The organism is Paucidesulfovibrio longus DSM 6739 (assembly GCF_000420485.1).
In the GTDB taxonomy this organism is placed as follows: Bacteria; Desulfobacterota; Desulfovibrionia; order Desulfovibrionales; family Desulfovibrionaceae; genus Paucidesulfovibrio; species Paucidesulfovibrio longus.
In genome coordinates this window covers 24,650-49,823 of sequence record NZ_ATVA01000015.1, presented here as the reverse complement: position 1 = coordinate 49,823, position 25,174 = coordinate 24,650, and the positions used below count along the sequence as shown (strand labels likewise).

Below are 25,174 nucleotides of genomic sequence, written 5' to 3'. Positions count from 1 at the left end.
GCATCTCCCCCTCCGGGGCGCGAGTTTTCCGTTCCGGCCGTTGGACCGGACGCGCAAAAAAAGGCGGGAAGCCGTGCCTCCCGCCTTGGTCTGTTTCGCGTCGCGCGATGGTCAGGGGTTGACCGTCATGCTGTAGGCCTGGTCCCAGATCAGGTATTTGCGGGCCAGTTCCTGAAGGTCCTTGGGGCCGAGGGTCTTGGCCTTGTCGATGAGCTGCTTCTCCATGTCGCGGTCCAGGCCCTGCACGAGCAGGTTGGCGGCCTGCCTGCTGCGCGAGAGCAAGGTCTGGTGATCCTGGTAGTATTCGCCGTTGATGACGTTCTTGGCGCGTTCCAGCTCGTCTTCGGGCAGGGGCGCTTCCCGGAGCATCTTCACGGTCTTCTCGAATCCGTTTTCCGCCTGCGCGACCTTTTCCGGCTCCGTGCCGATGTAGAAGGCCAGGAACCCGGTCTTGGGCGCCTGCCAGAGCATGGCCGTGACCGTGTAGCCGAGGCCCTGCTTGTCGCGCAGGTCGCGGAAGAGCAGCCCGCTCTGGCCCGAGAGCGCCGCGCGCAGCAGGGTCAGCCCCGCGCTGGCTTCCAGGTCTTCGGTGCCCGGCGTGGGGAAGATGGTCAGCAGGTGGGCCTGGTTGCGGTCGGGCAGGTGCAGGGCGGCCTGCTTCTCAACGCCCCAGCGCGGCTTGGCGTAGGTATACTCCTGGCCGGGCCTGGTCATTTCCGTGGCCAGCCGCGAGGCGAACGCCTCGATGGCCTTGGGGTCGAAGGTGCCGCAGACGGCGAGCACAAAGGGCTTTTGCGACTGGCGCTCCCAGTATTCCTTGACCGCGTCCGGGCTGAAGTGCCTGACCGCCTCGGCTTCGCCCGCGTGGAGATAGCCGTAGGGACCGTCCTGGTAGAGGAAGGGGAAGATGTGCCGGAAGGCCAGCCCCAGGGGCTTGTCCTCGCGGAGCTTGATGGTTGCGATCTGGTCCTGCTTGGCCCTGTCGATCTCCTTCAGCGGCCAGGTGGGCGAGGTGAGCATGTCCTCGAAGAGAGGCAGCAGGTCGCCCGCGAACCAGGAGGGATACTTGGCGTTGAAGGCGAAGGTGTCGCGGCCCGCGGTGGCCGCCGCGCTGGCCGCCCTGTCCGAGAGATAGTCCTCGATCTGGGTGGCGGTCATCTTCGGGGTGCCCCGCGTCAGGGCCATGGCCGTGAGCATGGACAGGCCCTGTTCGTCCGGGGTCAGGGAGCCGTCGCCGCCCGGCCAGTACACGGAGAGAGCCGTGTAGGGCAGGGTATGGTCCGGCAGGAGCACGAGGCTGCTGCCGCCCGGCAATGCGATTTCGCGCACCTGGCCCTCTTCGGGCGCGGCCTGGGCGATCTTGCCCTTTTCCGGGCCGGGCCAGCGCATCTCCACGCCCGTCTTCAGGGCGGCGGCGCTGATCTCCGAGCCTTCCGGGGTGAGCAGCACGCCGGAGAGCCTGTCGGGCCGCAGGAATTCGGCCATCAGGTCGCCGAGTTCGGCGCGGTCCACATGGGAGAGTTCATACAGATAGTTCTGCTCCGCGTTCTGTCCGCCGTAGAAGAACTGGAACATGCCGAGCTTGGAGGCCAGCCCGGAGAGGGTTTCCTTGGTCAGGAACAGGGAATCGGCGAGATTCAGCTTGGCCCGCTCCAGTTCGCGGTCCGAAATGGCCGAGGCGTCCAGGCCGGAGAAGAAGTTCAGAAGCTCCGCCCAGAACTTGTCCACGTTCTCCACGTCCAGCGTGGCCGAAACGTAGAACATGCCGACCCGGTCCAGGGTCATGGCGTAGGCCGAGATGTCGTCCACGAGCCGCTTGTCGTACTTGAAGGTGCGGTAGAGCAGGGAGGTGTCGTCGCCTCCCAGAAGCTGGCCGAGCACTTCCAGTCCGGTGGACTTGGCCGAGCCCATGTCCGGAATGGGGAAGGCGATGCCGAGGTAGACCTTGTTCCACTTGCCGGGAATGACCGTGATCTGCGCCCCCTTGGGGGTGGGCAGCGGTTCCGGGGTCACGGGCTTCACGTCGTGGGTGTTCTTGAACTGGCCGTAGGTGGCGCGGACCTCGTCCATGACCTTGGCCGCGTCCACCTTGCCCGTGATGGTCAGGAGCATGGATTGCGGCTGGTAGAGACGGGCGATGTAGTTCTTGATGTCCTGGGCGTGCAGCTTGGAAACGGTGTCGCGGAAGCCGATGATGGGCCACTCGTAGCTCGTTCCCGGCCAGACCATGCCCTGAAGGGTCTTGAAGAGCTTGGAGCCGGGGGCGTCCTCGCCGCGCTCCAGCTCGGAGAGCACCACTTCCTTTTCCGGTTCCAGTTCCTTGGGGTCGATGTTGGCCAGGAAGGCCAGGTCGCGCACGGTGTCCAGGCCGAGCTTCCATTCCGTGTCCGGAACCTCGACGTAATAGGTGGTGTAGTCCCAGCTGGTCCCGGCGTTCAGGCTGCCGCCCACGGATTCGATGCGGCGCGCCGTCTCGCCCGGAGCGCGGTTGGCCGAGCCCTTGAAGACCATGTGCTCCAGCAGGTGGCTGATGCCCGCCTGGGACGGATCCTCATAGGCGGAGCCCGCGTGCACGTAGAGCCGCACGTTGACGAGGGGGAAGCGGTCGTCTTCCTTGACGAGAACGGTCATGCCGTTCTCGAGCCGGGTCACGAGGGGGGCCTCGGCCTGGGACACGGCCTGAGCAAAATCGAAGCCTTCGACGCCGGGGGCGGGGGAGGCGGGGGTTTTCCCAGAGCACGACGCCGTCATGAGCAGCGCCCCGATGAGCAGAAATTTACGGAACATGAGTTTCGCACTCCTTTTTCTCCCATACATAAGGTCTGTTTCGGCATTGTCGAGGGGGTTTAGGCACGCGTCCAAGCCGGTGTCAAGGCGCGTGTCATAAAGCTTTGACGGCGCTGCATATTGACAAATTCTTCACAAGGGGACAAGTAAACGTTTCCGCTTGGAGGCTATCCCATGATCTGTCCACTTCATTCCTGGAGGGTACGATGACCGTTGAAACCAGCATCCTCGCTGGCAGGCCGTCGAAGTGGGACGGCATTCTGGACTGTTGCCAGATGCTGTCCGGCGCGGGCCTGATCCTTTTCATGTGGGCCCACATGACGTTGGTGGCGAGTGTCCTGATCGGACCGGGCGTGATGAACGCCATCGCCGAGTTCTTCGAAAGCACGGGAATGGCGCAGGTCGGCGGACCGATGATCTTCCTGCTCTTTCTCTTCCACTTCCTGCTCGCGGCGCGCAAGCTCCCGTTCCGCTTCGAGGGCATGAAGACCATCTTTTCCCACGCGAAACTGATCCGGCACACGGATACCTGGCTCTGGATCGTCCAGGCGGTCTCGGCCATGATCATCCTGATCATGGGCTCCATCCACATGTGGGTCGTGCTCACGGACCTGCCCATCACCGCGGCGAAATCCGCCGGGCGCATCCAGGGCGGCTTCTGGACGGGGTTCTACCTGCTGCTCCTGCCCATGGTGGAGCTGCACGTGGGCGTGGGCCTCTACCGCATCGCGGTCAAGTGGGGCTTCATCAAGTCCGACGGGCGCAAAGGCTTCCACAAGGGCGAGAACATCCTCACCCTGCTTTTCATATGCATCGGACTGGCGACCCTGATCCGGTTCTGGTTCATCAACGCGCAGGTCTAGGGAGGACGCCATGCAGACCATCTACACAGACGTTCTTGTGATCGGCGCGGGCCTCGCGGGCGAGCGGGCAGCCATCGAAGCGGGTCAGGCCGGCCTCTCGGCCATCTGCCTCAGCCTGGTTCCGGCCCGGCGGTCCCATTCCTCCGCGGCCCAGGGCGGCATGCAGGCGGCCCTCGGCAATTCGGCCATGGGCGAGGGCGACAGCCCGGACGTGCATTTCGAGGATACGGTCAAGGGTTCCGACTGGGGCTGCGACCAGGAAGTGGCCCGCCTCTTCGCGGACAGCGCGCCCATCGAGATGCGCAGGCTGGCCCACTGGGGCGTGCCCTGGAACCGCGTCGTTCCGGGCAAAAGCAAATACTTCAAGGGCGGCAAGGAGTTCGAGAAGGTCGAGAAGGACGAGAACCGGGGCCTGATCACGGCCCGCGCCTTCGGCGGCACGGCCAAGTGGCGCACCTGCTACGTCTCGGACGGCACGGGCCACTCCGTGCTCTTCACGGTGGACAACCGCTGCGCCCAGCTCGGCGTGGAGGTCCACGACAAGACCGAGGCCATCGCCCTGATCCACGACGCGGGCGTGTGCTACGGCGCCGTGGTCCGCTGCCTCAAGACCGGCGAGCTGCGCGTCTACCTCTCCAAGGCGACCATGATCGCCACGGGCGGCTTCGGGCGCATCTACCCGAACACCACCAATGCCGTGGTCTGCGACGGCGGCGGCCACATCGCCGCCATCAATACCGGCGCAGTGCCCATGGGCAACATGGAGGCCGTGCAGTTCCACCCCACGGGCATCGTGCCCACGGACATCCTCGTGACCGAGGGCTGCCGCGGCGACGGCGGAACACTGCTCGACGTGAACGAAGAGCGGTTCATGCACATCTACGAGCCGGAAAAGGCCGAACTGGCCTCGCGCGACGTGGTCTCCCGCTGGATGACCCATCACATCCGCGAGGGCAAGGGCGTGAAGAGCCCCTACGGCGACCATCTCTGGCTCGACATCCGTCACCTGGGCGAGAAGCACATCACGGGCAAGCTCCGCGAGGTCTACGAGATCTGCACGAGCTTCCTGGGCGTGGACCCCATCCACCAGCTCATCCCGGTGCGGCCCACCCAGCACTATTCCATGGGCGGCGTGCGCACCAACAAGGACGGCGCGGCCTACGGGCTCAAGGGACTCTTCTCCGCGGGCGAGGCCGCCTGCTGGGACATGCACGGCTTCAACCGCCTGGGTGGCAACTCCCTGGCCGAAACCGTCGTGGCCGGCGGCATCGTGGGCCGCAAGATCGTTGAATACGTCAAGGGAGCGGAGGTTTCCTTCAACTCCTCGGTCATCGACGCGGCCGTGGCCGCCCAGCGCCAGCGCATCAGCGATCTTACCGGCGGGGCCAAGGGCAAGGAAAACGTCTACGCCGTGCGCGCCGCCATGCAGGATTCCCTGAACCGGGGCGCGAACATCTTCCGCAACGACGCCGACCTCAAGACCTGCGTTGCCGAGCTTCAGGAAGTGCTGGGCCGGGCGCGCAAGGTCGGTCTGGCATCGGACGGGCTGGGAGCCAACCCGGAGCTGGCCGCGGCCCTGAAGATCGAGGGACAGGTCAAGATGGCGCTCATGGTCGCCTACGGCGCGCTCCAGCGCACCGAATCGCGCGGCTCGCACAACCGCGAGGACTACACGGCGCGCAACGACCGCGACTGGCTCAAGCGCACCCTGGCCTATTGGAAGAATCCGGGCGACGACCTGCCCACGCTGGAGTACGAACCGGCAAGCTCTGTCCTGGACCTGCCGCCGGGATACCGCGGCTACGGCAAGATGGACATCATTCCCATGGAGGGCCAGGAGGCGGAAAAGCCCGCCGAAGGCGCGTCCGGAAAGAAGAGCGCTGAGAAGGGGGACAAGTAAATGGCCAGACTCCTGAAGTTCAACATCTTCCGGTACAACCCCCAGAACCCGGAATCGGTCCCGCACATGGACGAGTTCGTCCTGGAGGAGACCGACTCCATGACCCTGTTCATCGCCCTGAACCGCATCCGTGAGGAAAAGGACAGCTCGCTCCAGTTCGATTTCTGCTGCCGGGCGGGCATTTGCGGTTCCTGCGGCATGGTCATCAACGGCCGCCCCGGCCTGGCCTGCCACACCAAGACCAAGGATCTGCCGAGCGAGATCACGCTTCTGCCGCTTCCCGTCTTCCGGCTGGTGGGCGACCTCTCCGTGGACACGGGCTCCTGGTTCCGCGAGATGTACAACAAGGTCGAGTCCTGGGTGCATACCAGCAAGCAGTTCGACCCGGCCGCGGAAGAAGAGCGCATGGAAAACGACGTGGCCGAAGCCATCTACGAGCTGGATCGCTGCGTGGAGTGCGGCTGCTGCGTTTCCGCCTGCGGCACGGCCCGCATGCGCGACGACTTCCTGGGCGCGGTGGCCCTGAACCGCGTGGCCCGTTTCGTCATCGACCCGCGCGACGAGCGCACGGACAAGGAATATTACGAGATCGTGGGCAACGACAACGGCATCTTCGGCTGCATGGGCCTGCTGGCCTGCGAGGATGTCTGCCCCAAGCATCTGCCCCTGCAGGACCAGCTGGCGTTTTTGCGGCGCAAGATGGGCATCACCGCCATCAAGAGCCTGTTCAGCTGCAAGAGCTGCAAAAAGTAGGGCGGAGGAGAAAACATGCGCAAGATCAAGACGGCGGACATCGTCGAGGCCGTGGCCGCGATGTGCGTTTCCGCCAACACCAAGCTCCCGGACGACGTGCGCCGCGCCTTCGAGGCGGCCTACGCCGAGGAGGACGCTCCGGCCGCCAAGGAAATCTTCCGGCAGCTTCTGGAAAACGCCGACCTGGCCATGAACACCAAGCTGCCCCTGTGTCAGGACACCGGGCTGGCCGTGTTTTTCGTGGAGATGGGCGAGGAGGTCTTCGTGGAGGGCAACCTCAAGGAAGCCATCAACGCGGGCGTCCGCAAGGGCTACGAGGAAGGCTACCTGCGCAAGTCCACCTGCCATCCGTTGACCCGCAAGAACGTCGGCGACAATACGCCCGCCGTGATCCACATCGACGTGGTGCCCGGCGACAAGCTGCGGATCATCTACATGGCCAAGGGCGGCGGCAGCGAAAACATGTCCCGCGTGACCATGCTCTCCCCGGCCCAGGGCTGGGAGGGCATCAAGAAATTCGTGATCCAGCGGGTGGCCGAGGCCGGTCCCAACCCCTGCCCGCCGACGATCCTGGGCATCGGGGTGGGCGGCTCCTTCGACCATTCGGCCAAGATCGCCAAGCGCGCCCTGTTCCGCGAGCTGGACGACGTGCATCCCGATCCGGAAGTCGCCAAGCTGGAGCAGGAGCTGCTGGAAGCCGTGAACAAGCTCGGCGTGGGGCCCATGGGCATGGGCGGCAAGACCACCTGCCTGGCCGTGAAGATCGCCCTGGAGCCCTGCCACATCGCCAGCCTGCCCGTGGCCGTGAACGTGCAGTGCCACTCGGCGCGCCATGAGGAGGTCGTGCTCTGATGAAGGAATACAAGCTGCAAACCCCGCTCACCGACGAGGACGTGGCCCAGCTCAAGGCCGGGGACGTGGTCAAGCTTTCCGGCGTGATCTACTCCGCCCGCGACGCCGCGCACAAGCGCATCATCGACCTGCTGGACAAGGGCGAAGACACGCCTTTTCCCCTCCAGGGCGCCGTGGTCTACTATGTGGGGCCTTCCCCCGCGCCTCCGGGCCGTCCCATCGGCTCTGCCGGTCCGACCACGAGCTACCGCATGGACACCTACGCGCCGCGCCTGCACAGCCTGGGCCTCAAGGCCTCCATCGGCAAGGGCAAGCGCAACGACGCGGTCAAGCAGGCGCTCAAGGACCACACGGCCGTGTACTTCGGGGCCACGGGCGGCGCGGGCGCGCTGCTCTCCCAGTGCATAGAGCAGTCCAAGGTCATCGCCTTCGAGGAACTTGGACCCGAAGCGGTGCGGGCCATGAAGGTCAAGGATTTCCCGTTACTTGTGGTCAACGATTCCCACGGGGGCGAATTATACGCGAAACCGAAGCTTGACCCAGCGGATTAAATGGGGCATTCAGGGGCCGGCGGTTGATGCCGCTGGCCCCTTCCGCAATGGGCAACCTGCCGAAATACTTCTTTAAGAGGTAGTGACCATGGAAAAAGTCTTCAACAACATCCGCGACAACGCCACCGACAAGAATCACGAAGGTCGCGTGTACGTCCCCTTTCCCGGCGCCGACGAAAAATACGACGACGGCCAGGACTGGCGGATTTACAATCCCGGCAAGTACCGGGATCCGAACTGGTCTCCTGAAAAGGAATAGACCGATCCAGATTTCGCTCCCATTCGCCTCTCTCTGATCCGGCGCTCCTGTTCCCCGTTCCCGCACCGCCGCTTCTTCACGCTCGCACATCGACCGAGCCGAACACCACCAGCGATCCGCCGCCGTACTCAGCCGCACGCCGCGACCGCGTCTGCCTGCCCGGACACTCTCGCTCCACTGACAGCTCCCGTGTTGCTCCACCCCGCCCGGGCGGGGTGGAGCATTGTCTATTTCGTTGTTGTTCAGTGTTGATCATTGTTGGCCAAAAAGTGGTTGGCTTCCTTTCCTGTTAGCGAGAATCTCCAGGCCAGCCGCGTCGCGATGTGAAATTTGCCGCCTTTTGCCTGCATTTGCGGCCAGTTATTGCCATTTGCCGCCATGTGCCGCCATGTGCCGCCACTTGCCGCCATGTGCTGTCGTGTGTTGCCGTGTGCTGCAATGCTCAATGCGTTCCCGGCCGATGCCCGGCTTTCAGGCCGCATTCCAGCTCTGCATTGCCGCGACAGGCAGCAGCCGGCGCGGACCGCCGGCCCGGCGGAACTTCGCATGGTTCGGCTCGATTTGCACCGCTGGCGTTCGACATGAAAGCAGGCGCGTCCCGACGTGCGGAATGGTGGCCGCTGAACCAGGTAGCCCGGTTAGGGTGCCGAGGTGATGCGTTTCGCAAAAATCCTGCTTGACAATAAGATAGTATTAGTTACTATTCATATAAAGTGATGCTGAACAGGAGGAACACATGGGAAGCCTGAGAGACTATCGAAATCTGGAAATCGACTGGGACATGACTCCCGAAGACGCTGTCACACTCTATTTGGAATGGGGCAACAATTCTTGGAGAGCGCGCTTTCAGCCGGTGCGGTCCAAGGATGATTATTCCAATTATTTCGTCGTATACAACTGGGACGAGAAGCCGAAGGCCATACTCATCCGCCGCAATTCCGAAGAGGCCAGAGAGCTTTGGGCCAGGGAGCTGCCCGAGGCGCTTGCCCAAGACTTCAGGGATCACGTTGGCGGATTGAAGGGCGTATATCCCCCCAGCGACAAGGTTCGTACCTGGCTGCGCGACCAGTTCAACAACTAGCACTTTCCGCATACCTCCCTCACCCCCCAAGAAGGCCGGGCATGTGTCCGGCCTTCTGCGTTGCTGCTTCACGAGCGTTCCCTCGCCGTGCGTGTCCGTCTGTCGCACGGCTGAACGGCCCATGATCCTTGATCATATTCATCAGAATTTGTCCGCTCCCTCGGACGGGAGCCTCTTGCCTTCGCCATCGTGACGGGGTAGCGTTCGCGATCCAAGGAGATGAATATGGAAGACAAATTCGCGCGGCGCATGTCCAGCGTGCACCGCTCCTTCATCCGCGAAATCCTCAAGGTCACGGCCGACCCCTCGATCATCTCGTTCGCCGGCGGCCTCCCCAATCCCGAATGTTTCCCCTACGAGGCTATTTCCGAGGCCGCCCGCCGCGCTCTCGCGGACAAGCCCGTGAACGCGCTCCAGTATTCGACCACGGAAGGCGACCCGGAGCTGCGCGCCTGGATCGCCGAGCGCTATTTCACGCGCATGGGACTCCGGCTGGAACCGGACGACATCCTGATCACCACGGGTTCGCAGCAGTGCGTCGATCTCGTGGCCAAGGTCTTTCTGGACAAGGGCGATGCCGTGGTGCTGGAACGTCCCGCCTATCTCGGCGCAATCCAGTCCTTTTCCGTTTTCGAGCCGACCTTCAGGACCATTCCGCTGCACACGGACGGTCCGGATCTCGCCGCGCTGGAAAGCCTGCTCGATCAAGGCCCGGCCAAGCTTTTCTACGCCGTGCCCAACTTTCAGAACCCGTCGGGCATGTCCTATTCCCTGGAAAAGCGGCAGGCCGTGGCCGAGCTTTGCCTTCGGCGCGACCTGCTTTTCGTGGAGGACGACCCCTACGGCGAGCTGCGCTTCAAGGGCGAACACCTGCCCTCGGTCTATACCTTCACCAAGGGGCGCTCCATCCTCATGGGCTCCTTCTCCAAGATCGCGACTCCGGGGTTCCGCATCGGCTGGATCGTGGCGAGCGGCGGCGTGCGCGACGCGCTCATCCGCGTCAAGCAGGCTTCGGACCTGCACACCCCGTCCCTGACCCAGCGGATCATGATCGAGCTGCTCAAGCATTACGACATGGACGCGCACATCGCCATGATCCGCGAGCGGTACGGCAAGCAGAGCCGGGTCATGGTGGACGCCATCCAGCGGCATTTCCCCGAGGGCGTGACCATCTCCGATCCCGAAGGCGGCATGTTCCTTTGGGTCACGCTGCCCGAAGGCTATTCCTCCATGAAGCTCATCGACAAGGCCGTGGAGCGCAAGGTGGCCTTTGTCCCCGGCAAGCCGTTCTACGTTGAGGAGGGACGCGGCGAGAATACGCTGCGGTTGAACTTCTCCAACGCTTCCGAAGAAATGATCGAAGAAGGAGTGTCCCGCCTCGGTTCGGCCCTGCGGGAATTTCTCGGCCAATAGGCCGCTCCTTCGCATCGGAAGGGCGAGCCGGGTTGCGCAGAACCGCGCGCCCGGCTATACCCCCGTCGATTTCAAGTTCTAACGCGAGGTGCGCAATCATGTCTCAACACGTGCTCATCATCGGCGCGGTGGCCCTTGGTCCCAAGGCGGCCTGCCGCTTCAAGCGGCTCGAGCCGGGCTCCACCGTGACCATGATCGACCAGAACAGCTGCTTTTCCTATGGCGGCTGCGGCATTCCCTACTACGTTTCCGGCGACGTCTCGGATGTGAAGGAACTGTGCAACACCAGCTTCCACATGACCCGCGACGAGAAGTTCTTCAAAGAGGTCAAAGGGGTGGACATGCAGCCCCGGACCCGTGCCCTGTCCATTGACCGCGAGAAGAAACAGGTGCTCGTGGAGCGGCTGGACAGCGGCGAGCAGGAAACCCTTTCCTACGACAAGCTGGTCATCGCCACGGGCAGTTCGCCCCGCCGCCTGCCCCTGCCCGGAGCCGAGCTGGAAGGCGTGCACGTGGTCGCGGATCTCAACGATGCGGAGAAGATCCGCGCGGCCGTGACCAGGGGCGAGGTTTCCAAGGCCGTGATCGTGGGCGCTGGCTTCATCGGCCTGGAGATGGCCGAGGCGCTCACGGACATGTGGGGCGTGGAAACCACGGTGGTGGAGATCACCGACCAGATCCTGCCCGGACTCGTCAGCCCGACCATCGCGCGCATGGCCCGGCGGCACATGGAGGAGCAGGGCGTCGAATTCCAGCTCGGACAAACCGTGCAGCGCATTGAGCCCGCCGAGGGCGGCGAGCGCGTCGCCAAGGTCGTTACCTCGGCGGGAGAGCTGGAGGCCGATCTCGTGATCCTGGCGGCGGGCGTCGTGCCGAGCGACAAGCTCGCGCGCGACTGCGGCCTGGCGTGCAGCGAGCGCGGCGGCATCCTCGTGGACGAGCAGATGCGCACCTCGGACCCGGACATCTTTGCGGGCGGCGACTGCGTCGTGGTCAAGCACCTCGTTTCGGGCCAGCCGTTCTTCCTGCCCCTGGGGTCCATGTCCAACCGCCAGGGCCGGATCATCGGCGACAACCTGGCCGGGCGCGGCAAGACCTTTCCCGGTGCGGTGGGCTCCTTCGTGGTCAAGCTTTTCGAGACCTCCGTGGCGGGCACGGGCATGTCCCTGGCCGCGGCCAGGCGGGCCGGACTCGACGCGGTCAGCGTCTTCCAGATTCAGCTCGACCGGGCGCATTTCTATCCCACCAAGGAGCTGATGACCCTGGAGCTGGTGGTGGAAAAAGGAACCCGCCGCGTGCTCGGCATCCAGGGCTTCGCCGGTTCGGGCGACGCCATGGTCGGCCGCGTCAACGCCGTGGCCGCGCTCCTGCCCCGCAAGCCCACAGTGGACGACCTTTCCACCATGGAGCTGGCCTATTCCCCGCCTTTCGCCTCGGCCATGGACGTGCTCAACTCCCTGGGCAACGTGGCCGACAACGTGCTCGAAGGCCGCAACGTGGGCATCCTGCCGGACGAGTTCGCCGAATGCTGGGAATCCGACCAGGGCGAATGCTACTTCCTGGATTGCCGCGAGGCCGCGGACGCCGGACAATACGTGGAACGCCTGGAGAAATGGCACAACATTCCGCAGGGCAAGCTGGCCGAGCGCATTGCCGAGCTGCCCCGCGACAAGCGCATCGTGCTCGTCTGCAACACCGGAGCGCGCTCCTACGAGGCGCAGATCACGCTCATGGACCAGGGCTTCGCGGACGTGCTCAATCTTCAGGGCGGCATGGCCGGGCTGAAGAAGTGGGGCCTGGAGCTCTAGTGGCGGCGCAAGCTGCGAAGCGCTCCGCCGCGCGGGCCGTGCTTGGCCTTGCCGCGCTTCTGGCGCTCCTGGCGGCGGCGGGGTGCGGAATGGTCCCGACCTGGGCGGGCGGCGATCCAGGGCCGGTCAAGGTCGAGGCCGACGGCGAGCAGGCCTTTGCCGAAACGGTCGGCCTGGGCGAGCCGCTGGTGCTGGACATGCGCGATCCCGGCCTTTCGGGCTACGAGTTCGCCGGAACCGCGTTCGATCCGGCCATGTTCCGGCTGGATTCCGTCCTGGAGGACGGCTTTCGCGCCCGCTATGTGTTCATGCCTCTTGCAGCTGGCGAGAGCACCATCGTGGTGCGCATTCAGGCCAAAGGCGGCGGGCCGCTGGAAACCTACAAGCGCGTCAAGGTCACGGTGGAGGACTGAGCCGTCCCGCGTCCATTCCGTTTCCGCAATGAAGAAAGCCCCCTCCCGGATATCCGCGAGGGGGCTTTTCGTTTGCCGGGGCATGCGCGTCAGGGGCGCGGCGGCGCGGTGAAGCTCTGTTCGAGCTTCATCAGCCGGGTGCTTCCCGGAGCGACGATAAGATCTTTTTCAGGTTCGATGTCCTTGAGGATGGTCAGCGGGTTCGCGTAGCCATCGGACCAGTCGAAGCCGATGCGCACTCCGGATTCGCCTTCGGCGACATCCGGCTCTTCGACCATCCAGAGCATCAGGGGCCGCACGTCCGTGCGCTTCACGCCTTTGCGGTTCTTGCGCTCCACAACGACCTCGTCCGCGTCCATGAGCGCCAGCCAGCGGCTTTGCCGCTCCTGGGCGTCGTCGCCGATGAAGACGACGCTCCAGACCTCGAAGCCGGGCTGCTCCTGCTTGCGGCCCATGTCCAGCGGCTCGACGCGGGTGACGCACATGCCGCCCGGAAGCTGGCCCACGAGGCGCTTGAAGATCTCCTCGGGCGAAAGGGGCTTGCGGATGTAGACGTTGACCCATTCGGCGCGGCTCTCGACGCCCACGGAGAGCGCCCGGCCAAATGACAGGCGCGGCATGGGATGGAAGCCCGCGGAAAAGCTCAGCGGAATGCCCGCGCGGCGGAAGGCGCGCTCGAAGATGGCCTGGAGTTCCAGCTGGCTCAGGAACGAGGCCGGTCCGGTCTTGTGCAGCCAGAGCCGCACGTGCGTTCCCTTGGCCGACAGATCCTCTTCCACCTCCGGCGGCGTGAACGGCTCGGACGGGGACGAATCGCCCGGTTCCTGGTCGCGTTCGCTGAACACCAGCCGGGGATGGATTTCCTTGTGGGCTTCGGCGGCGAGCCCCGTTGCGCGGCCCTCGTGGTTGCAGACGCCGCAGTTGCGGCAGGCATGGTAGCGGCAGTCCGGGGTAATCTTGCCGGAGAGCGCCCGCTCCCTTTCCGCGAGCAGGAAACGGCGGCTCACGCCGGAGTCGAGGTGTTCCCAGGGCAGTTCGCCCTGCGGATCGCGCGCGGCCAGAAAGTCGTCCGGGTTCAGGCCGTGCTCGGCCAGGGCGTCCAGGTAGTCTTGCAGGTTCAGCTCGTCCTTCCAGCTGGAGAAGAGCGCGCCCTTGCGGTAGGCGGTTTCCAAAACGGGGCCGAGACGGCGGTCGCCGCGCGAGAACACGCCTTCCAGATAGCTCATCTCCGCGACGTGGTGCTTGAGCGTGATGCGCTTCTCATAACGGAACAGGCTGCGCAGGTAGCCGATGCGCTCGCGCATTTCCTCCAGCGTCAGTTGGCGGTCCCACTGGAACGGGGTGTGCGGCTTGGGCACGAAGGGCGATACCGCCGCCGTGACCTGAAGGCGCTTGATGCCCGGTCCGGCCGCGCCGCGCACCTTGCGGCAGAGGTCCAGGATGGCGTCCAGGTCTTCCTTGGTCTCGGTGGGCAGGCCGATCATGAAATAGAGCTTCACCGACTGCCAGCCGTTCTCGAACAGCCGCCGCACGTGTTCCAGCAGGCCTTCCTCGTCCACGCCCTTGTTGATCACGTCGCGCAGGCGCTGGCTGCCCGCCTCGGGCGCGATGGTCGCTCCCGTGCGCCGGATGCTGGCCATGCGGGCCATGATCGCGGGGGAGAGTGAGCCGACGCGGAGCGAAGGCAGGGAGATGGCCACCTGCTCGGCGGCGCAGCGGTCGAAGGATTCGGTGAAGAGTGCGTCCAGGGCCGAATAGTCGCCCGTGGAGAGGGACAGGAACGACGTCTCTTCCCAGCCTGTTTCCGCAAGGCCTTTGGTCAGCAGTCCGCCCAGCGTATCCAGCCCGCGCTCGCGCACCGGGCGGTAGAGCATGCCCGCCTGGCAGAAGCGGCAGCCGCGCGTGCAGCCCCGCGCGATTTCCAGGGTCAGGCGGTCGTGCACCGCGCCGAAGGGCACGGGCGTGCGCGTGGGAAAGGGAGTGCGGTCGAGATCGTCCACGATGGCCTTGCCCACGCGGACGTAGTTCTCGTGGAGCGGCCTGGGCGCGCCCGCGCCGCGTCCCTCGAAAAAGGACGGCACGTACACGCCGGGCAACCCCCGCAGCGAGAGCAGAAAGTCCATTTTCGACAGGCTGTTGTCCTTGGCGTCGGCCAGCCGCAGCAGCAGGTCGGGCAGGGCTTCCTCGCCGTCGCCGATGACCATGACGTCCATGAAGTCGGCCAGGGGCTCGGCGTTGAAGCAGGCGCCGCCTCCGGCCACGATCAACGGATGCGATTCGTCGCGCTCCGCGGCCCGCAGCGGAATGCCCGCGAGGTCGAGCATGAAGAGGACGTTGGTGTAGCACAGCTCGTGCGTCAGGCTGAAAGCCACCGCGTCCAGTTCGCCGAGGGGGATGTCGCTCTCCATGGTGGCCAGGGGCGCGGCATGCTCCCGCAGGACGGCGGCCGCCTCGCGGCAGGGCGAATAGACCCGTTCGGCCGCGAGTCCCTCGCAGCGGTTCACCGCTTCGTACAGGATGCGCTGCCCCATGTAGGACATGCCCACCTCATAGAGGTCGGGAAAGGCGAGGGCGGCCCGCACGCGCGTCTGGTCGGGCGTCTTGCGGATCGTTCCCCATTCGGAGCCGAGGTAGCGGCTGGGCTTGGGAAGCAGGGGCAGCAGTTCTTTCATAATAATAAAAAAGGGGACGTGCGGGCCGTTCCGATTCGGCTCCGGCCTGCCGTCCCCATGGATTTCGGGAGGGTTCCCTTATTTTTTGAGCAGGCTGGAAATGTCGCCGCTGCCGGGTGTGACCAGTTTTTCGAGGTTGCGCAGGTCGCCGGGCGTGGAAAGGGTCAGGTTGCTGCTGGCTTCGAGGTAGCGGGTCTTCAGCTCTTCCGGGAAGGTCTTGTATTCGTACATGACGTGCTTGGTGGAAACTTCGCCGGTCATGTCGTTCTCGAAAGGATAGCCGAAAGGCAGAAGCATCATCTGGACGCCCTGCTGGGTGGGGACGGTCTGCAAGAGGGCGGGATCGGTGATCTTGTCTCCGTCCGCGTCCCATTTGCCGACGACCAGGTCGCCGGTCACCAATTTTGCGAGTCGAATGTCGTAGGCCATGAAAGGTCTCCTTGTTTTTCGTAAGGAGGTTAGAGATAGGGGCTCGTCTCCCTCCTGTCAACCGTCCGACTGCGCAGGCGCCCGGCTCGGCGGCGTTCCCTATCCTCGGCAGTCGTTTCCGCCCTTGCGCAGGCTGTAGTCGAGCAGCACGGCGGGCGCGGCAAAGAGGGCGTAGGAAAGGAACCAGAGCAGCAGATCGGGCAGGGCCGCCGCCTCGAAGGGCAGGCCGGCCTGCGGACCCAGGCCGCGCAGAAGAACGGAAACCAGCCCCAGGAGCATGGTGCCCCAGTAGATCATGCGCACCTGGGGCGGCTCGAAGAAGCGGCGGTTCCAGGCCGCGCCGTAGCAGACGCGCAGGCAAAGGGCGAAGAGAATCACGTCCGCAAGGTGGGAGACCACGAGCACGGCGGGCGCGCCGAGCCAGATGTTCCAGAGCCGCAGGAAGCTGCTGGAGGCAAAAAGAACGCAGAGCAGGACGAAGTAGATTTTCATGGCGGTCCCCTTGTTAGAGAAAGCGGCGCGGCTTGGCCGCGGCGTGCAGGTCTTTGAGCGTGCGGATATTGCCCTTTGTAAGCTTGCGGGCCAGAAAAAGGAAGAGATAGGCGGTCTGAAATGCGTCCGAAAGGGCATGATGCGCCTTGAACGCAGGCAGGCCGAAGGCTTCGGCCAGGTCCGGCAGATGGTAGGATACCTTCATGTTGAACTGGTCGTAGAAGCCTTCCCAGAGCGCTTCCTCGTATGCCTGCGCCAGCCGCATGGTGTCGAGGCAGGGCGAGTTCAGTCCCGCGCCGTAGATCCTGCGCAGGGCGCGGTTGAGAAAACTGATGTCCAGGCCCACGTGATGGCCCACGATGAGCCTGCCTTTGCAGAACTCCACGAATTCGGGCAGGGCCTCTTCCAGCGTGGGGGCGTCGGCCACTTCCCCCGGCGTGATCTGGTGGATCAGGGTGGACAGTTTGGGAAGGTCCATGTCCGGCCGGATGAGCGTGAAATATGTTTCTTCAGGCTGGATGCGCATTTCGCGGATGACCACGGCGCCGATGGACACGATTTCATCGTTGCGCAGCGAGAGGCCGGTCAATTCCGTGTCCACCACGACGAATTCGTATTCCTCCAGGAGCCGGTCCTGGTCCAGTCGGCGGAAGATGCGTCGGCTTTCCTCCAGCGATTCCAGGCTGGCCTTGTCGCTCAGATCCAGGAAGGGGCCGAGAAGAGGCCCGAAAAGAGCCATGAGCGCCGTCCGGGGCAGTGCCGTCAGCCTTGCGGAGAGTGATTTTCGAGGCGGTTTCCCAGGCATGCGCCGCTCCTAGACGATGTTCAGCCGAAACATGTCGCGCAGAAAGGATTGCAGCCTGCCGATGACGCCGAAGGACTCCTTGAGGGTCTGTCGTTCCAGCTCCGAAAGCTCGGAAGGCGCAATGTGGTTGTCGGGCTGGCGGCCTTCCTCGACCTGGCCGAGCTGGTGCACGAGCCGGAGCTGTAGCAGAAATTCAAAGGCTTCGGCGGCGTCCTTGTGCAGTTCGTCCGGAATGTGGCCGCCTTCCTGAAGCTGGCGCAGCCGACCCAGCGTGTTGGTTTCCTTGATGCCGTGCTTGAGCGCCAGGACGCGCGCAAAGTCCACGAAGGGCACCAGGCCGCGCCGCTTGATGTCGAGCCGGTTTTTGTGCTCGCCGCTTTTTTCCACCACGAAGTTGCGGAAGAAGGAGAGGGGCGGGCGCGTGTTCAGGCAGTCCGCCGCCAGGTGGCGCAGGAAGACCTCCTGGCGCGGGGCGTGGCGGGCGATGTGGCGGCGCAGTTCCTCGGCGAATTCCTCGTTGCCGAATGCGGGGCGGAAGTCGAAGAAGATCGTGGCGTTGAGCACCTCCTTGGGCTCGGGAACCATGATCCAGCGTTCGAAATGGTCGCGCCAGACAGCGTAGGGTTGCCGCCATTTCGGGTTCGAAGCCATGATGCCGCCCTGGCAGGGTGGATAGCCGCAGAGCACCAGATGGTTGATGGCGCGTTCGCAAAAGGCAGTGAAGTAGATGTTCGCTGCGCGCATCAGGATGTCGTCGCCGAGATCCTTGTAGATCAGGGCATTGTCTTGATCCGTGGCGATGGTTTGCTCCCGCCTGCCCTCGCTGCCCATGAGCAGCCAGCAGAAGGGCGCGGGCGGCGGCCCCATTTCCTTGAGCAGCAGCTTGAGCAGCTTTTCAAGGATCAGGTCGTTGATGACCGTGATCATCCTGGTGATGTGCCCGGCGCGGGCGCCTTCCTCCACGAGGGTGCGCAGCACCTGGGGCACCTTGGCGCTCAGGGGGTGCAGGCCTTCGGGATGTTCCTGGGCCTGGATGTCGCGGAAGAGCGCCATGGGCGACTTGCCTTGCAGGACCATGATGTCGTGGGACGTGACCACCCCGGCGACAACGCCCTGTCGCGTCACGGCGAGGTGGTGAATCTGCCGGGTCATCATCTTCAGCAGGGCGTCGAAGCAGACCTCGCCCTCGTCCACGGTGGCCACGGGCGTGGACATGATCGTCTCTATGGGGGCGGAGTAGTCCATGCCCAGGGCCACGGCCTTGCGCAGATCCTTGTCCGTGACGATGCCCGCGACCTCGCCCGAAGGTTCGCGCACGAGCAGCGAGCCCACGCTGTGCTTGGACATTTTCCAGGCGGCCATCTGGATGGATTCGCCGTAATCCGTGCTTACGAGTCCCCGGCCGATCATTTCGCCCACGCGGGCGCTGAACAGGTAGAGGCCGCTGTCGCAGGTCAGGGACGCATGGCGGCCGCGCATTTCCGCGAAAACGCGGGGCAGGTAGTTCTCGGAAAATTCACGCAGGAAGAATTCCGCCACCAGGGGCTGGGTCTTGAGCAGGGCGAGAAAGGCCGCGCCGTCGATGACGAGGAAAAAAGTGTCTTCCACGGTGGAGGCGTCCACCTGGGCCGGGCGGTCCTGGATCAGGGCCAGTTCGCCGACGCAGCCGCCTTCGCCGCGATAGTCGAGCAGGGTTTCCTGGCCTTCCGCGTCGCGCAGGGTCAGCTTGACCCCGCCTTTCTGGACCACGAGCAGCTCGCGGACGCGGGTGACGCCCTGGATGAGCAGCTTCTTGCCGGAGGGGTGGAAGTCCACCGTGCAGTGCCGGGCCAGCGCGGCAAGGTCGCTTCGTTTCAGCTGGCTGAAGGGCAGGGTGCGTTGCAGAAAGTCGATGACGACGGAAGGGTTTTCCCCAGGCAGAGTGGCCATGTTCTTCCCCTGGTCGTTTGTTCGGTCCGGGCTTCGACCCATATTCCCGGATAGCCCGGGCTGGAAAAAAAAGGGAAGCCCTTGCGGGCTTCCCTGGGTGAGTTCTAGTGATCCGTGGCCGCTCCCGCCCCGCGGGGGATGCGCACGCTTTCGACCATGTCCTGGATTTCCTGGGGCGGCGCCGGGGTGACCAGCGAAACGCCCACCGTCACGGCGAAGTTGATGAGCATGCCCACCGTGCCGATGCCCGTGGACTGGATGTCCAGAAGCCAGGGCTTCATGCCCATGAAGGCCGGGGTACACTGGATGATGTAGAGCATGGTGAAGCCGATGCCCGCGATCATGCCCGCGATGGCGCCTTCCCGCGTGGTCCGCTTCCAGAAGATGCCGAGCACGATGATCGGGAAGAAGGAGGCCGCGCCGAGTCCGAAGGCCAGGGCCACCACCTGGGCCACGAAGCCCGGCGGGTTGATGCCGAAGTAGCCCGCGATGCAGACGGCCACGCCGATCATGATCCGGCCCACCAGCAGGCGCTGCTTTTCCGAGGCCTGGCGGTTGATGATCCGGAAGTAGAGGTCGTGGGAGATGGCCGAGGCGATGACCAGAAGCAGTCCGGAAGCCGTGGACAGGGCCGCGGCGAGTCCGCCCGCCGCCACCAGGGCGATGACCCAGGCCGGGAGCATGGCGATTTCGGGGTTGGCCAGCACGATGATGTCGCGGTCCACGTAAAGCTCGTTGGCGTTGTCCGTGAGCGTGTTGGATATTTGGGCCATGCCGTACTTGTTGGTCTTGTCGGCGACCAATTCGGGCTTGCCTTCGATGGCTGCGCCGCCGCCCTTGCCGGGGCCGTAGAACTGGACCTTGCCGTCATCGTTCTTGTCCACCCAGGCCACGAGGCCCGTGGGCGACCAGTTCTGGAACCAAGTCGGCAGCGGAGAGGGCGAGTCGGCCTTGTAGTCCACCTCCGCCAGGGTCTGGATCATGTTGTAGCGCGCGAAGCTGGCGACGGCCGGGGCCGTGGTGTAGAGGATGGCGATGAACAGCAGGGCGTAGCCCGCGGAAAGACGGGCGGCGCGGACGCTGGGCACGGTGTAGAAGCGGATGATCACGTGGGGCAGACCCGCGGTGCCGACCATCAGCGCCATGGTGATGCAGAAGACGTTGAGCATGGACAGGCCTGCGAAGGGCGAGGTGTATCCGCCGAATCCGAGGGCCACGCCGATCTCGTCGAGCTTCTGGAGCAGGAGCTGGCCGGAGTCCGGGCCTGCGGCGATGCTGCCGCCGAAGCCGATCTGCGGGATGGGCGAGCCCGTGACCTTCATGGAAATGGCAATCGCCGGGATGAGGAAGGCCAGGATGAGCACGCAGTACTGCGCCACCTGGGTCCAGGTGATGCCCTTCATGCCGCCCAGGGCCGCGTAGAAGAACACGATGGCCATGCCGATGAGCACGCCGGTGTTCACGTCCACTTCCAGGAAGCGGGAGAAGACCACGCCCACGCCGCGCATCTGGCCTGCCACGTAGGTCAGGGAGACGAAGATGGCGCAGACGAGCGCGACCACGCGGGCCGTGTTGGAGTAGTAGCGGTCGCCCACGAAGTCCGGCACGGTGAATTTGCCGAATTTGCGCAGATAGGGCGCGAGCAGCAGGGCGAGCAGCACGTAGCCGCCGGTCCAGCCCATGAGATAGACGCTGCCGTTGTAGCCCATGAAGGAAATCATTCCGGCCATGGAGATGAACGACGCGGCGCTCATCCAGTCCGCGGCCGTGGCCAGTCCGTTGGCGATGGCGGGGACGCCGCCGCCCGCGACGTAAAAGCCCTTCGCGTCTTTCACCCGCGAGAGCCAGGCGATGGTCAGATAGATCCCGAAGGTCACGCCGACCATGATGTAGGTCCAGGTAAGTATGCTCATCGGAGGCTCCTTTTTGCTTGAGACGTGTGTGTGCCTACACGCTTATTCGTGAACGTCGAATCGGCGGTCGAGGCGCTGCATCAAGAAGTAGTAGATGAAGATTTCCGCCACGAATACGTAGATGGAACCTTGCTGGGCGAACCAGAAGCCCAGCGGGAAGCCTCCGAGATGAAATGCGTTGAGCTGCTCGACGAGCAGGATTGAGCATACGTAGGAGACAAGTGCCCAGATTGCGAGAAGAACGACCATGTACCTCAGGTTCGTCTTCCAGTACTGCCGCATTTTGTCTTGCATAATATCCCCCCTTGTGGGTTGTGATGATGGCCCCGCGGTTGCGGGGCCTTGTCCCCTTCGTACGCAGCGGTCCGTCTAGCGGTGCATCAGGTCCGCGTTGCCCTCGATGAGATCCTGCACCACGCCCGGATCGGCCAGGGTCGAGGTGTCGCCCAGGTTGGACGTGTCGCCCTCGGCGATCTTGCGCAGGATGCGGCGCATGATCTTGCCGGAGCGGGTCTTGGGCAGGCCGGGAGCGAATTGGAGCACCTCGGGCGATGCCAGCGGTCCGATCTCCTTGCGCACGTATTTGACCAGTTCCTTCTTCAGTTCGTCCGACTCGTCCACGTCGCCCTTGAGCGTGACGTAGGCGTAGATGGACTGGCCCTTGATCTCGTGGGGCATGCCCACGACGGCCGCTTCCGAGACGGCCGGGTGCGCCACGAGCGCGGATTCGATTTCCGCCGTGCCCAGGCGGTGGCCCGAAACGTTGATCACGTCGTCCACGCGGCCCATGATCCAGAAGTAGCCGTCTTCGTCGCGCCGGGCGCCGTCGCCGGATTCATAGGTTCCGGGGAAGCCCGCGAAGTAGGTGGACTTGAAGCGGTCCGGATTGTTCCAGACGCCCCGGAGCATGCCGGGCCAGGGTTTGCGGATGACCAGGAAGCCGCCTTCGTTGGGGCCGACTTCCTTGCCTTCCTTGTCCACGATGGCCGCGTCGATGCCGGGCAGCGGCCGAGAGGCGGCGCCGGGCTTCATGGGCGTGGCGTAGGGCAGGCCGGAGATGACGTGCCCGCCGGTTTCGGTCTGCCACCAGGTGTCCACGATGGGCAGCTTGGATTTGCCGATCTGGTTGTAATACCACATCCAGGCTTCCGGGTTGATGGGCTCGCCCACCGTGCCGAGCACGCGCAGGCTGGAGAGGTCGTGGTTGGTGGTCCACTGCTCTCCTTCGCGCATCAGCGCGCGGATGACCGTGGGCGCGGTGTAGAAGATGTTGACCTTGAATTTTTCGCAGATCTGCCAGAAGCGGTCCGGGTTCGGGTAGGTCGGAACGCCTTCGAACATCAGCGAGGTCGCGCCCAGGGCGAGCGGCCCGTAGACGATGTAGGAATGGCCCGTGACCCAGCCGATGTCGGCGGTGCACCAGTGCACGTCGTCGTCCTTGAGGTCGAAGACCCACTGGCAGGTGTGCGCGGCGTAGGTCAGGTAGCCGCCCTGGGTGTGGAAGACGCCCTTGGGCTTGCCCGTGGAGCCGGAGGTGTAGAGGATGAACAACGGATCCTCGGCTTCCATGCTCTCGCAGGGGCAGCCGCCGCGCACGTCCTCGGCGGCCATCTCCTCGTGCCACCAGGAGTCGCGTCCCTCGACCATGGAAGCCTCGTAGCCGTCCGCGGAATTGACCACGATGACCTGTTCCAGGTCCGGGCATTCCTTGAGCGCTTCGTCGGTGTTCGGCTTCAGGGGAATCTTGCGTCCCGCCCGGTTCACGCCCGTTCCGGTGATGTGCACCTTGGAGCCGCAGTCGTTGATGCGGTCGCGCAGGGCGTTGGCCGAAAAGCCCGCGAAAATGATGGAATGGGGCGCGCCGATGCGGGCGCAGGCGAGCATGGCCACTGCCAGCTCCGGGATCATGGGCAGATAGATGGAAACCCGGTCGCCTTTTTTGATGCCCTTTTTCTTGAGCACGTTGGCGAATTTGCAGACCTCGTCATGGAGCATCTGGTAGGTGTAGACCTTGACGTCCGAGTCCTTCTCCCCCTGCCAGATCAGGGCGGCCTTGTTGCGGCGGCCGTTTTCCAGGTGGCGGTCCAGGCAGTTGTAGGCCACGTTGAGGTGGCCGCCGGAGAACCATTTGATGTCGGGAGTGTCGAAGTTCCAGTCCAGGACGCTGTCCCAGGGCTTGTCCCAGGTCAGAAGCTCCCCGGCGCGCTCGGCCCAGAATCCTTCCATGTCCTCGATGGAACGTTTGTAGATCCGTTCGTATTCATCCATGCTGCCCACCGCGGCGTTCTTGTTCGCCGGGGGCTGGAAGATACGGGACTCGTGGCTCAGGCTTTGGATTTTCTCATCACTCATTGCGACGTCTCCTCCTCGTACGAGTTTGAAACAATGTCCCTTGCGGGTTGTGGACCGTCCATGGCCGCTTTTAGCAACATCCCGCGAAAAGGCGCACCTCATTTTCGGTGAACGGCGTTCCTGCCCCGCCGGGCGCATTTCGCGTCCGGAAGATGCCCGCTCGGCGAAACCTGTTTGCCGTTCATGGGCACAGCCGCCCGTTGATGGAGGGCGCAGGCCGATCAATATCCTCCTATACACCACTGGCCGGACGCGGCAAAGCGGAGCCGCGCAGGAATCCGGGCTGGCGCGGACTTTCGGTTCGGGGTATGAACCGGAGCCATGAAGATATTGATATTGAACCTGACCCGCTTCGGGGATCTGATCCAGACCCAGCCCGTGATTTCCGGATTCGCCGCCGCCGGTTGCAGGGTGGGGCTGCTCTGTCTGGACAATTTTTCTTCGGCGGCGGCCTTGCTCCGGGGCGTGGAATGGGTCGCGGCCTTCCCCGGTTCCCGTCTGCTGGCCGCCCTGGACCGCGACTGGCGCGAGGCGGTCCACGGCTTCGCGGACATCCGCCGCGAGGTCGCGGACGTCTTCGGGCCGGATCTGATCGTCAACCTGACCCCGTCGCTGCCTGCGCGGCTGCTGGCCCGCTCCCTGGCCTTGGACCTCGGTCCCGGCAGCGTGCGCGGCTTCGGCGTGGACGAGCACGGCTTCAATGCGGACACGTCCTCCTGGAGCGCGTTTCTCCAGCTGGCTTCCGGCAATCGGGGCGCAAGCCCCTTCAACGTGGTGGATCTTTTTCGCCGGGCCGCGGGCCTGCGGCACGAGGACGCCTCCCCGGACCTGCGCCTGCCGGGATCGGACACGGAGGACGAGGAATCCGGGCTGCTGGCCGAGGCCGAGGCGCTGCTCTCGGAGGCCCTGCCCGACGGCGCGGAACTTTCCGGCTGGCTCGGCGTGCAGCTCGGCGCCAGCGAGGAGCGTCGGCGCTGGCCCGTGTCGCGTTTCGTGGAGGCGGCGCGGCTTTTCGCCCTGCAAGAGGGCCTGGTGCCCGTGCTGCTGGGCACGGAAGCGGAGGCGGCGCTGGGCCAACGTTTTCTGGCCGAATACGACGGCCCGGCCGTCAACCTCATGGGCCGCACGTCGCTTCCGCTGCTGGGGGCCGTGCTCACCCGGCTCGACCTGCTGCTGACCAACGATACCGGGACCATGCATCTGGCGGCGGGTTTGGGAACGCCCGTGGCCGCTGTTTTCCTGGCCACGGCCCAGCCCTTCGACACCGGACCGTACCGCGAGGGCAGCCTCTGCTTCGAGCCGGATCTCGATTGTCATCCCTGCGCTTTTGGCGCGGCCTGCCCGAACGATCACCGTTGCCGGTGGGCCGTGCGCGCCGAGGCCGTGCATGGCTTTGTCGCTGGGACGGCGACGGGCGAGGCTCGGGACAACGCCGGGACGCGGGCCTGGCGGAGCGTGCGCGGAGCAGACGGGTTGATGGATTTTGTATCTCTTTCCGGGCACGCCTCCTGCGACAGGACGCGCTGGATCGCTCTGCAACGGCGGTATTACCGTCGACTCTTTGACGGTGAGCCGCTGGAGGGCGTGGAAGAGGCGCACGGACTCAGCCCGGAACGCGCCGAGCGGCTGCGCGGCATTCTGGGGGAAGCACGGGAACTTCTTTTTCTGCTGGAACGTCAGGCGGAGGTGCTCGCGGCCCACCCCATGCAGGCCATGAAGAACAAGTTTCTGGCCACCTGGCAGCGGCTTCGGGGCGTGCTCGAGGCCGATCCGGACCTGGAAGTCGTGGGCTTGCTCTGGGGATTCGAGTCGCAGGCGCAAGGGGACAGGCTGGACAGCATCGTGGCCCTGGCCGGTCGCTACCGCTCGCTCATGGAGGCTTTGCTCCGAGCCCTGCAATGA

At 64.6% G+C, this 25,174-nt stretch carries 21 protein-coding genes; 11 read left to right on the top strand and 10 right to left on the bottom strand.

The genetic code is table 11. From position 1 onward, the window contains the following. Window positions 1-111: 111 nt before the first annotated feature. Window positions 112-2,787 carry a M16 family metallopeptidase gene (locus G452_RS0111290; RefSeq protein ID WP_022662369.1) on the bottom strand — a complete coding sequence of 892 codons (2,676 nt, stop codon included), beginning with the start codon at window positions 2,785-2,787 and terminating at the stop codon, window positions 112-114. A gap of 206 nt (window positions 2,788-2,993) precedes the next feature. On the opposite strand from G452_RS0111290, the gene G452_RS0111285 reads away from it, so the two are divergent. From G452_RS0111285 to G452_RS21745, 6 genes are all read left to right on the top strand, one after another. Continuing rightward, window positions 2,994-3,650, top strand: coding sequence for a fumarate reductase (locus tag G452_RS0111285; RefSeq protein WP_022662368.1), 657 nt, complete (start codon window positions 2,994-2,996; stop codon window positions 3,648-3,650). A gap of 10 nt (window positions 3,651-3,660) precedes the next feature. Continuing rightward, window positions 3,661-5,550 carry a fumarate reductase flavoprotein subunit gene (locus tag G452_RS0111280; RefSeq protein WP_022662367.1) on the top strand — a complete coding sequence of 630 codons (1,890 nt, stop codon included), beginning with the start codon at window positions 3,661-3,663 and terminating at the stop codon, window positions 5,548-5,550. Continuing rightward, on the top strand, window positions 5,551-6,303 hold the full coding sequence (locus G452_RS0111275) for a fumarate reductase iron-sulfur subunit (protein WP_022662366.1): 753 nt from the start codon (window positions 5,551-5,553) through the stop codon (window positions 6,301-6,303). A 15-nt stretch (window positions 6,304-6,318) separates the two neighbouring features. Beyond that, window positions 6,319-7,155, top strand: a complete 837-nt coding sequence (locus G452_RS0111270) for a fumarate hydratase (protein WP_022662365.1) — start codon at window positions 6,319-6,321, stop codon at window positions 7,153-7,155. Then, window positions 7,155-7,706 carry a Fe-S-containing hydro-lyase gene (locus tag G452_RS0111265; protein WP_022662364.1) on the top strand — a complete coding sequence of 184 codons (552 nt, stop codon included), beginning with the start codon at window positions 7,155-7,157 and terminating at the stop codon, window positions 7,704-7,706. The genes G452_RS0111270 and G452_RS0111265 overlap by 1 nt, the downstream gene beginning before the upstream one ends. An 88-nt stretch (window positions 7,707-7,794) precedes the next feature. Continuing rightward, window positions 7,795-7,965: a hypothetical protein gene (locus G452_RS21745; protein WP_022662363.1), complete on the top strand. Its 171-nt coding sequence runs from the start codon at window positions 7,795-7,797 to the stop codon at window positions 7,963-7,965. Window positions 7,966-8,207: 242 nt separating this feature from the next. Here G452_RS21745 and G452_RS21510 read toward each other — a convergent pair whose 3' ends face one another. Beyond that, on the bottom strand, window positions 8,208-8,447 hold the full coding sequence (locus G452_RS21510; RefSeq protein WP_155887686.1) for a hypothetical protein: 240 nt from the start codon (window positions 8,445-8,447) through the stop codon (window positions 8,208-8,210). Window positions 8,448-8,701: 254 nt separating this feature from the next. Here G452_RS21510 and G452_RS0111255 point away from each other — a divergent pair, with 254 nt between their 5' ends. The 4 genes from G452_RS0111255 to G452_RS0111240 all read left to right on the top strand — a co-directional run bounded on the left by G452_RS0111255 (window position 8,702) and on the right by G452_RS0111240 (window position 12,680). After that, the gene (locus G452_RS0111255) at window positions 8,702-9,046 is read left to right on the top strand and encodes a DVU0772 family protein (protein WP_022662362.1); all 345 of its coding nucleotides are present in this window, start codon (window positions 8,702-8,704) and stop codon (window positions 9,044-9,046) included. Between the two features lie 225 nt (window positions 9,047-9,271). Then, window positions 9,272-10,459, top strand: a complete 1,188-nt coding sequence (locus tag G452_RS0111250; protein WP_022662361.1) for an aminotransferase-like domain-containing protein — start codon at window positions 9,272-9,274, stop codon at window positions 10,457-10,459. 98 nt (window positions 10,460-10,557) lie between these two features. Continuing rightward, a complete protein-coding gene (locus G452_RS0111245) occupies window positions 10,558-12,267 on the top strand; it encodes an FAD-dependent oxidoreductase (RefSeq protein ID WP_022662360.1) in 1,710 nt (569 codons plus the stop codon). Then, window positions 12,267-12,680 (top strand): hypothetical protein, encoded by a 414-nt coding sequence (locus G452_RS0111240; protein WP_022662359.1) that lies wholly within the window; start codon window positions 12,267-12,269, stop codon window positions 12,678-12,680. The genes G452_RS0111245 and G452_RS0111240 overlap by 1 nt, the downstream gene beginning before the upstream one ends. 89 nt (window positions 12,681-12,769) lie before the next feature. Here the strand turns inward: G452_RS0111240 and G452_RS0111235 are convergent, their stop codons facing one another. From G452_RS0111235 to acs, 8 genes are all read right to left on the bottom strand, one after another. Beyond that, the gene (locus G452_RS0111235) at window positions 12,770-15,352 is read right to left on the bottom strand and encodes a TIGR03960 family B12-binding radical SAM protein (RefSeq protein WP_022662358.1); all 2,583 of its coding nucleotides are present in this window, start codon (window positions 15,350-15,352) and stop codon (window positions 12,770-12,772) included. A gap of 78 nt (window positions 15,353-15,430) precedes the next feature. After that, a complete protein-coding gene (locus G452_RS0111230) occupies window positions 15,431-15,781 on the bottom strand; it encodes a hypothetical protein (RefSeq protein ID WP_022662357.1) in 351 nt (116 codons plus the stop codon). Window positions 15,782-15,880: 99 nt separating this feature from the next. Further along, the gene (locus G452_RS0111225; protein WP_022662356.1) at window positions 15,881-16,273 is read right to left on the bottom strand and encodes a hypothetical protein; all 393 of its coding nucleotides are present in this window, start codon (window positions 16,271-16,273) and stop codon (window positions 15,881-15,883) included. 13 nt (window positions 16,274-16,286) lie between these two features. Next, the gene (locus tag G452_RS0111220) at window positions 16,287-17,012 is read right to left on the bottom strand and encodes a 3'-5' exonuclease (RefSeq protein ID WP_022662355.1); all 726 of its coding nucleotides are present in this window, start codon (window positions 17,010-17,012) and stop codon (window positions 16,287-16,289) included. 75 nt (window positions 17,013-17,087) lie between these two features. Beyond that, on the bottom strand, window positions 17,088-19,007 hold the full coding sequence (locus G452_RS0111215) for a putative nucleotidyltransferase substrate binding domain-containing protein (protein WP_022662354.1): 1,920 nt from the start codon (window positions 19,005-19,007) through the stop codon (window positions 17,088-17,090). A gap of 104 nt (window positions 19,008-19,111) precedes the next feature. Further along, on the bottom strand, window positions 19,112-20,920 hold the full coding sequence (locus tag G452_RS0111210; RefSeq protein ID WP_022662353.1) for a sodium:solute symporter family protein: 1,809 nt from the start codon (window positions 20,918-20,920) through the stop codon (window positions 19,112-19,114). A gap of 42 nt (window positions 20,921-20,962) precedes the next feature. Then, window positions 20,963-21,214: a DUF4212 domain-containing protein gene (locus G452_RS0111205; protein ID WP_022662352.1), complete on the bottom strand. Its 252-nt coding sequence runs from the start codon at window positions 21,212-21,214 to the stop codon at window positions 20,963-20,965. Between the two features lie 75 nt (window positions 21,215-21,289). Beyond that, complete coding sequence (gene acs, locus G452_RS0111200; RefSeq protein ID WP_022662351.1) at window positions 21,290-23,272, bottom strand: acetate--CoA ligase; 1,983 nt, start codon at window positions 23,270-23,272, stop codon at window positions 21,290-21,292. 321 nt (window positions 23,273-23,593) lie between these two features. On the opposite strand from acs, the gene G452_RS0111195 reads away from it, so the two are divergent. Continuing rightward, window positions 23,594-25,174 carry a glycosyltransferase family 9 protein gene (locus tag G452_RS0111195; RefSeq protein WP_022662350.1) on the top strand — a complete coding sequence of 527 codons (1,581 nt, stop codon included), beginning with the start codon at window positions 23,594-23,596 and terminating at the stop codon, window positions 25,172-25,174.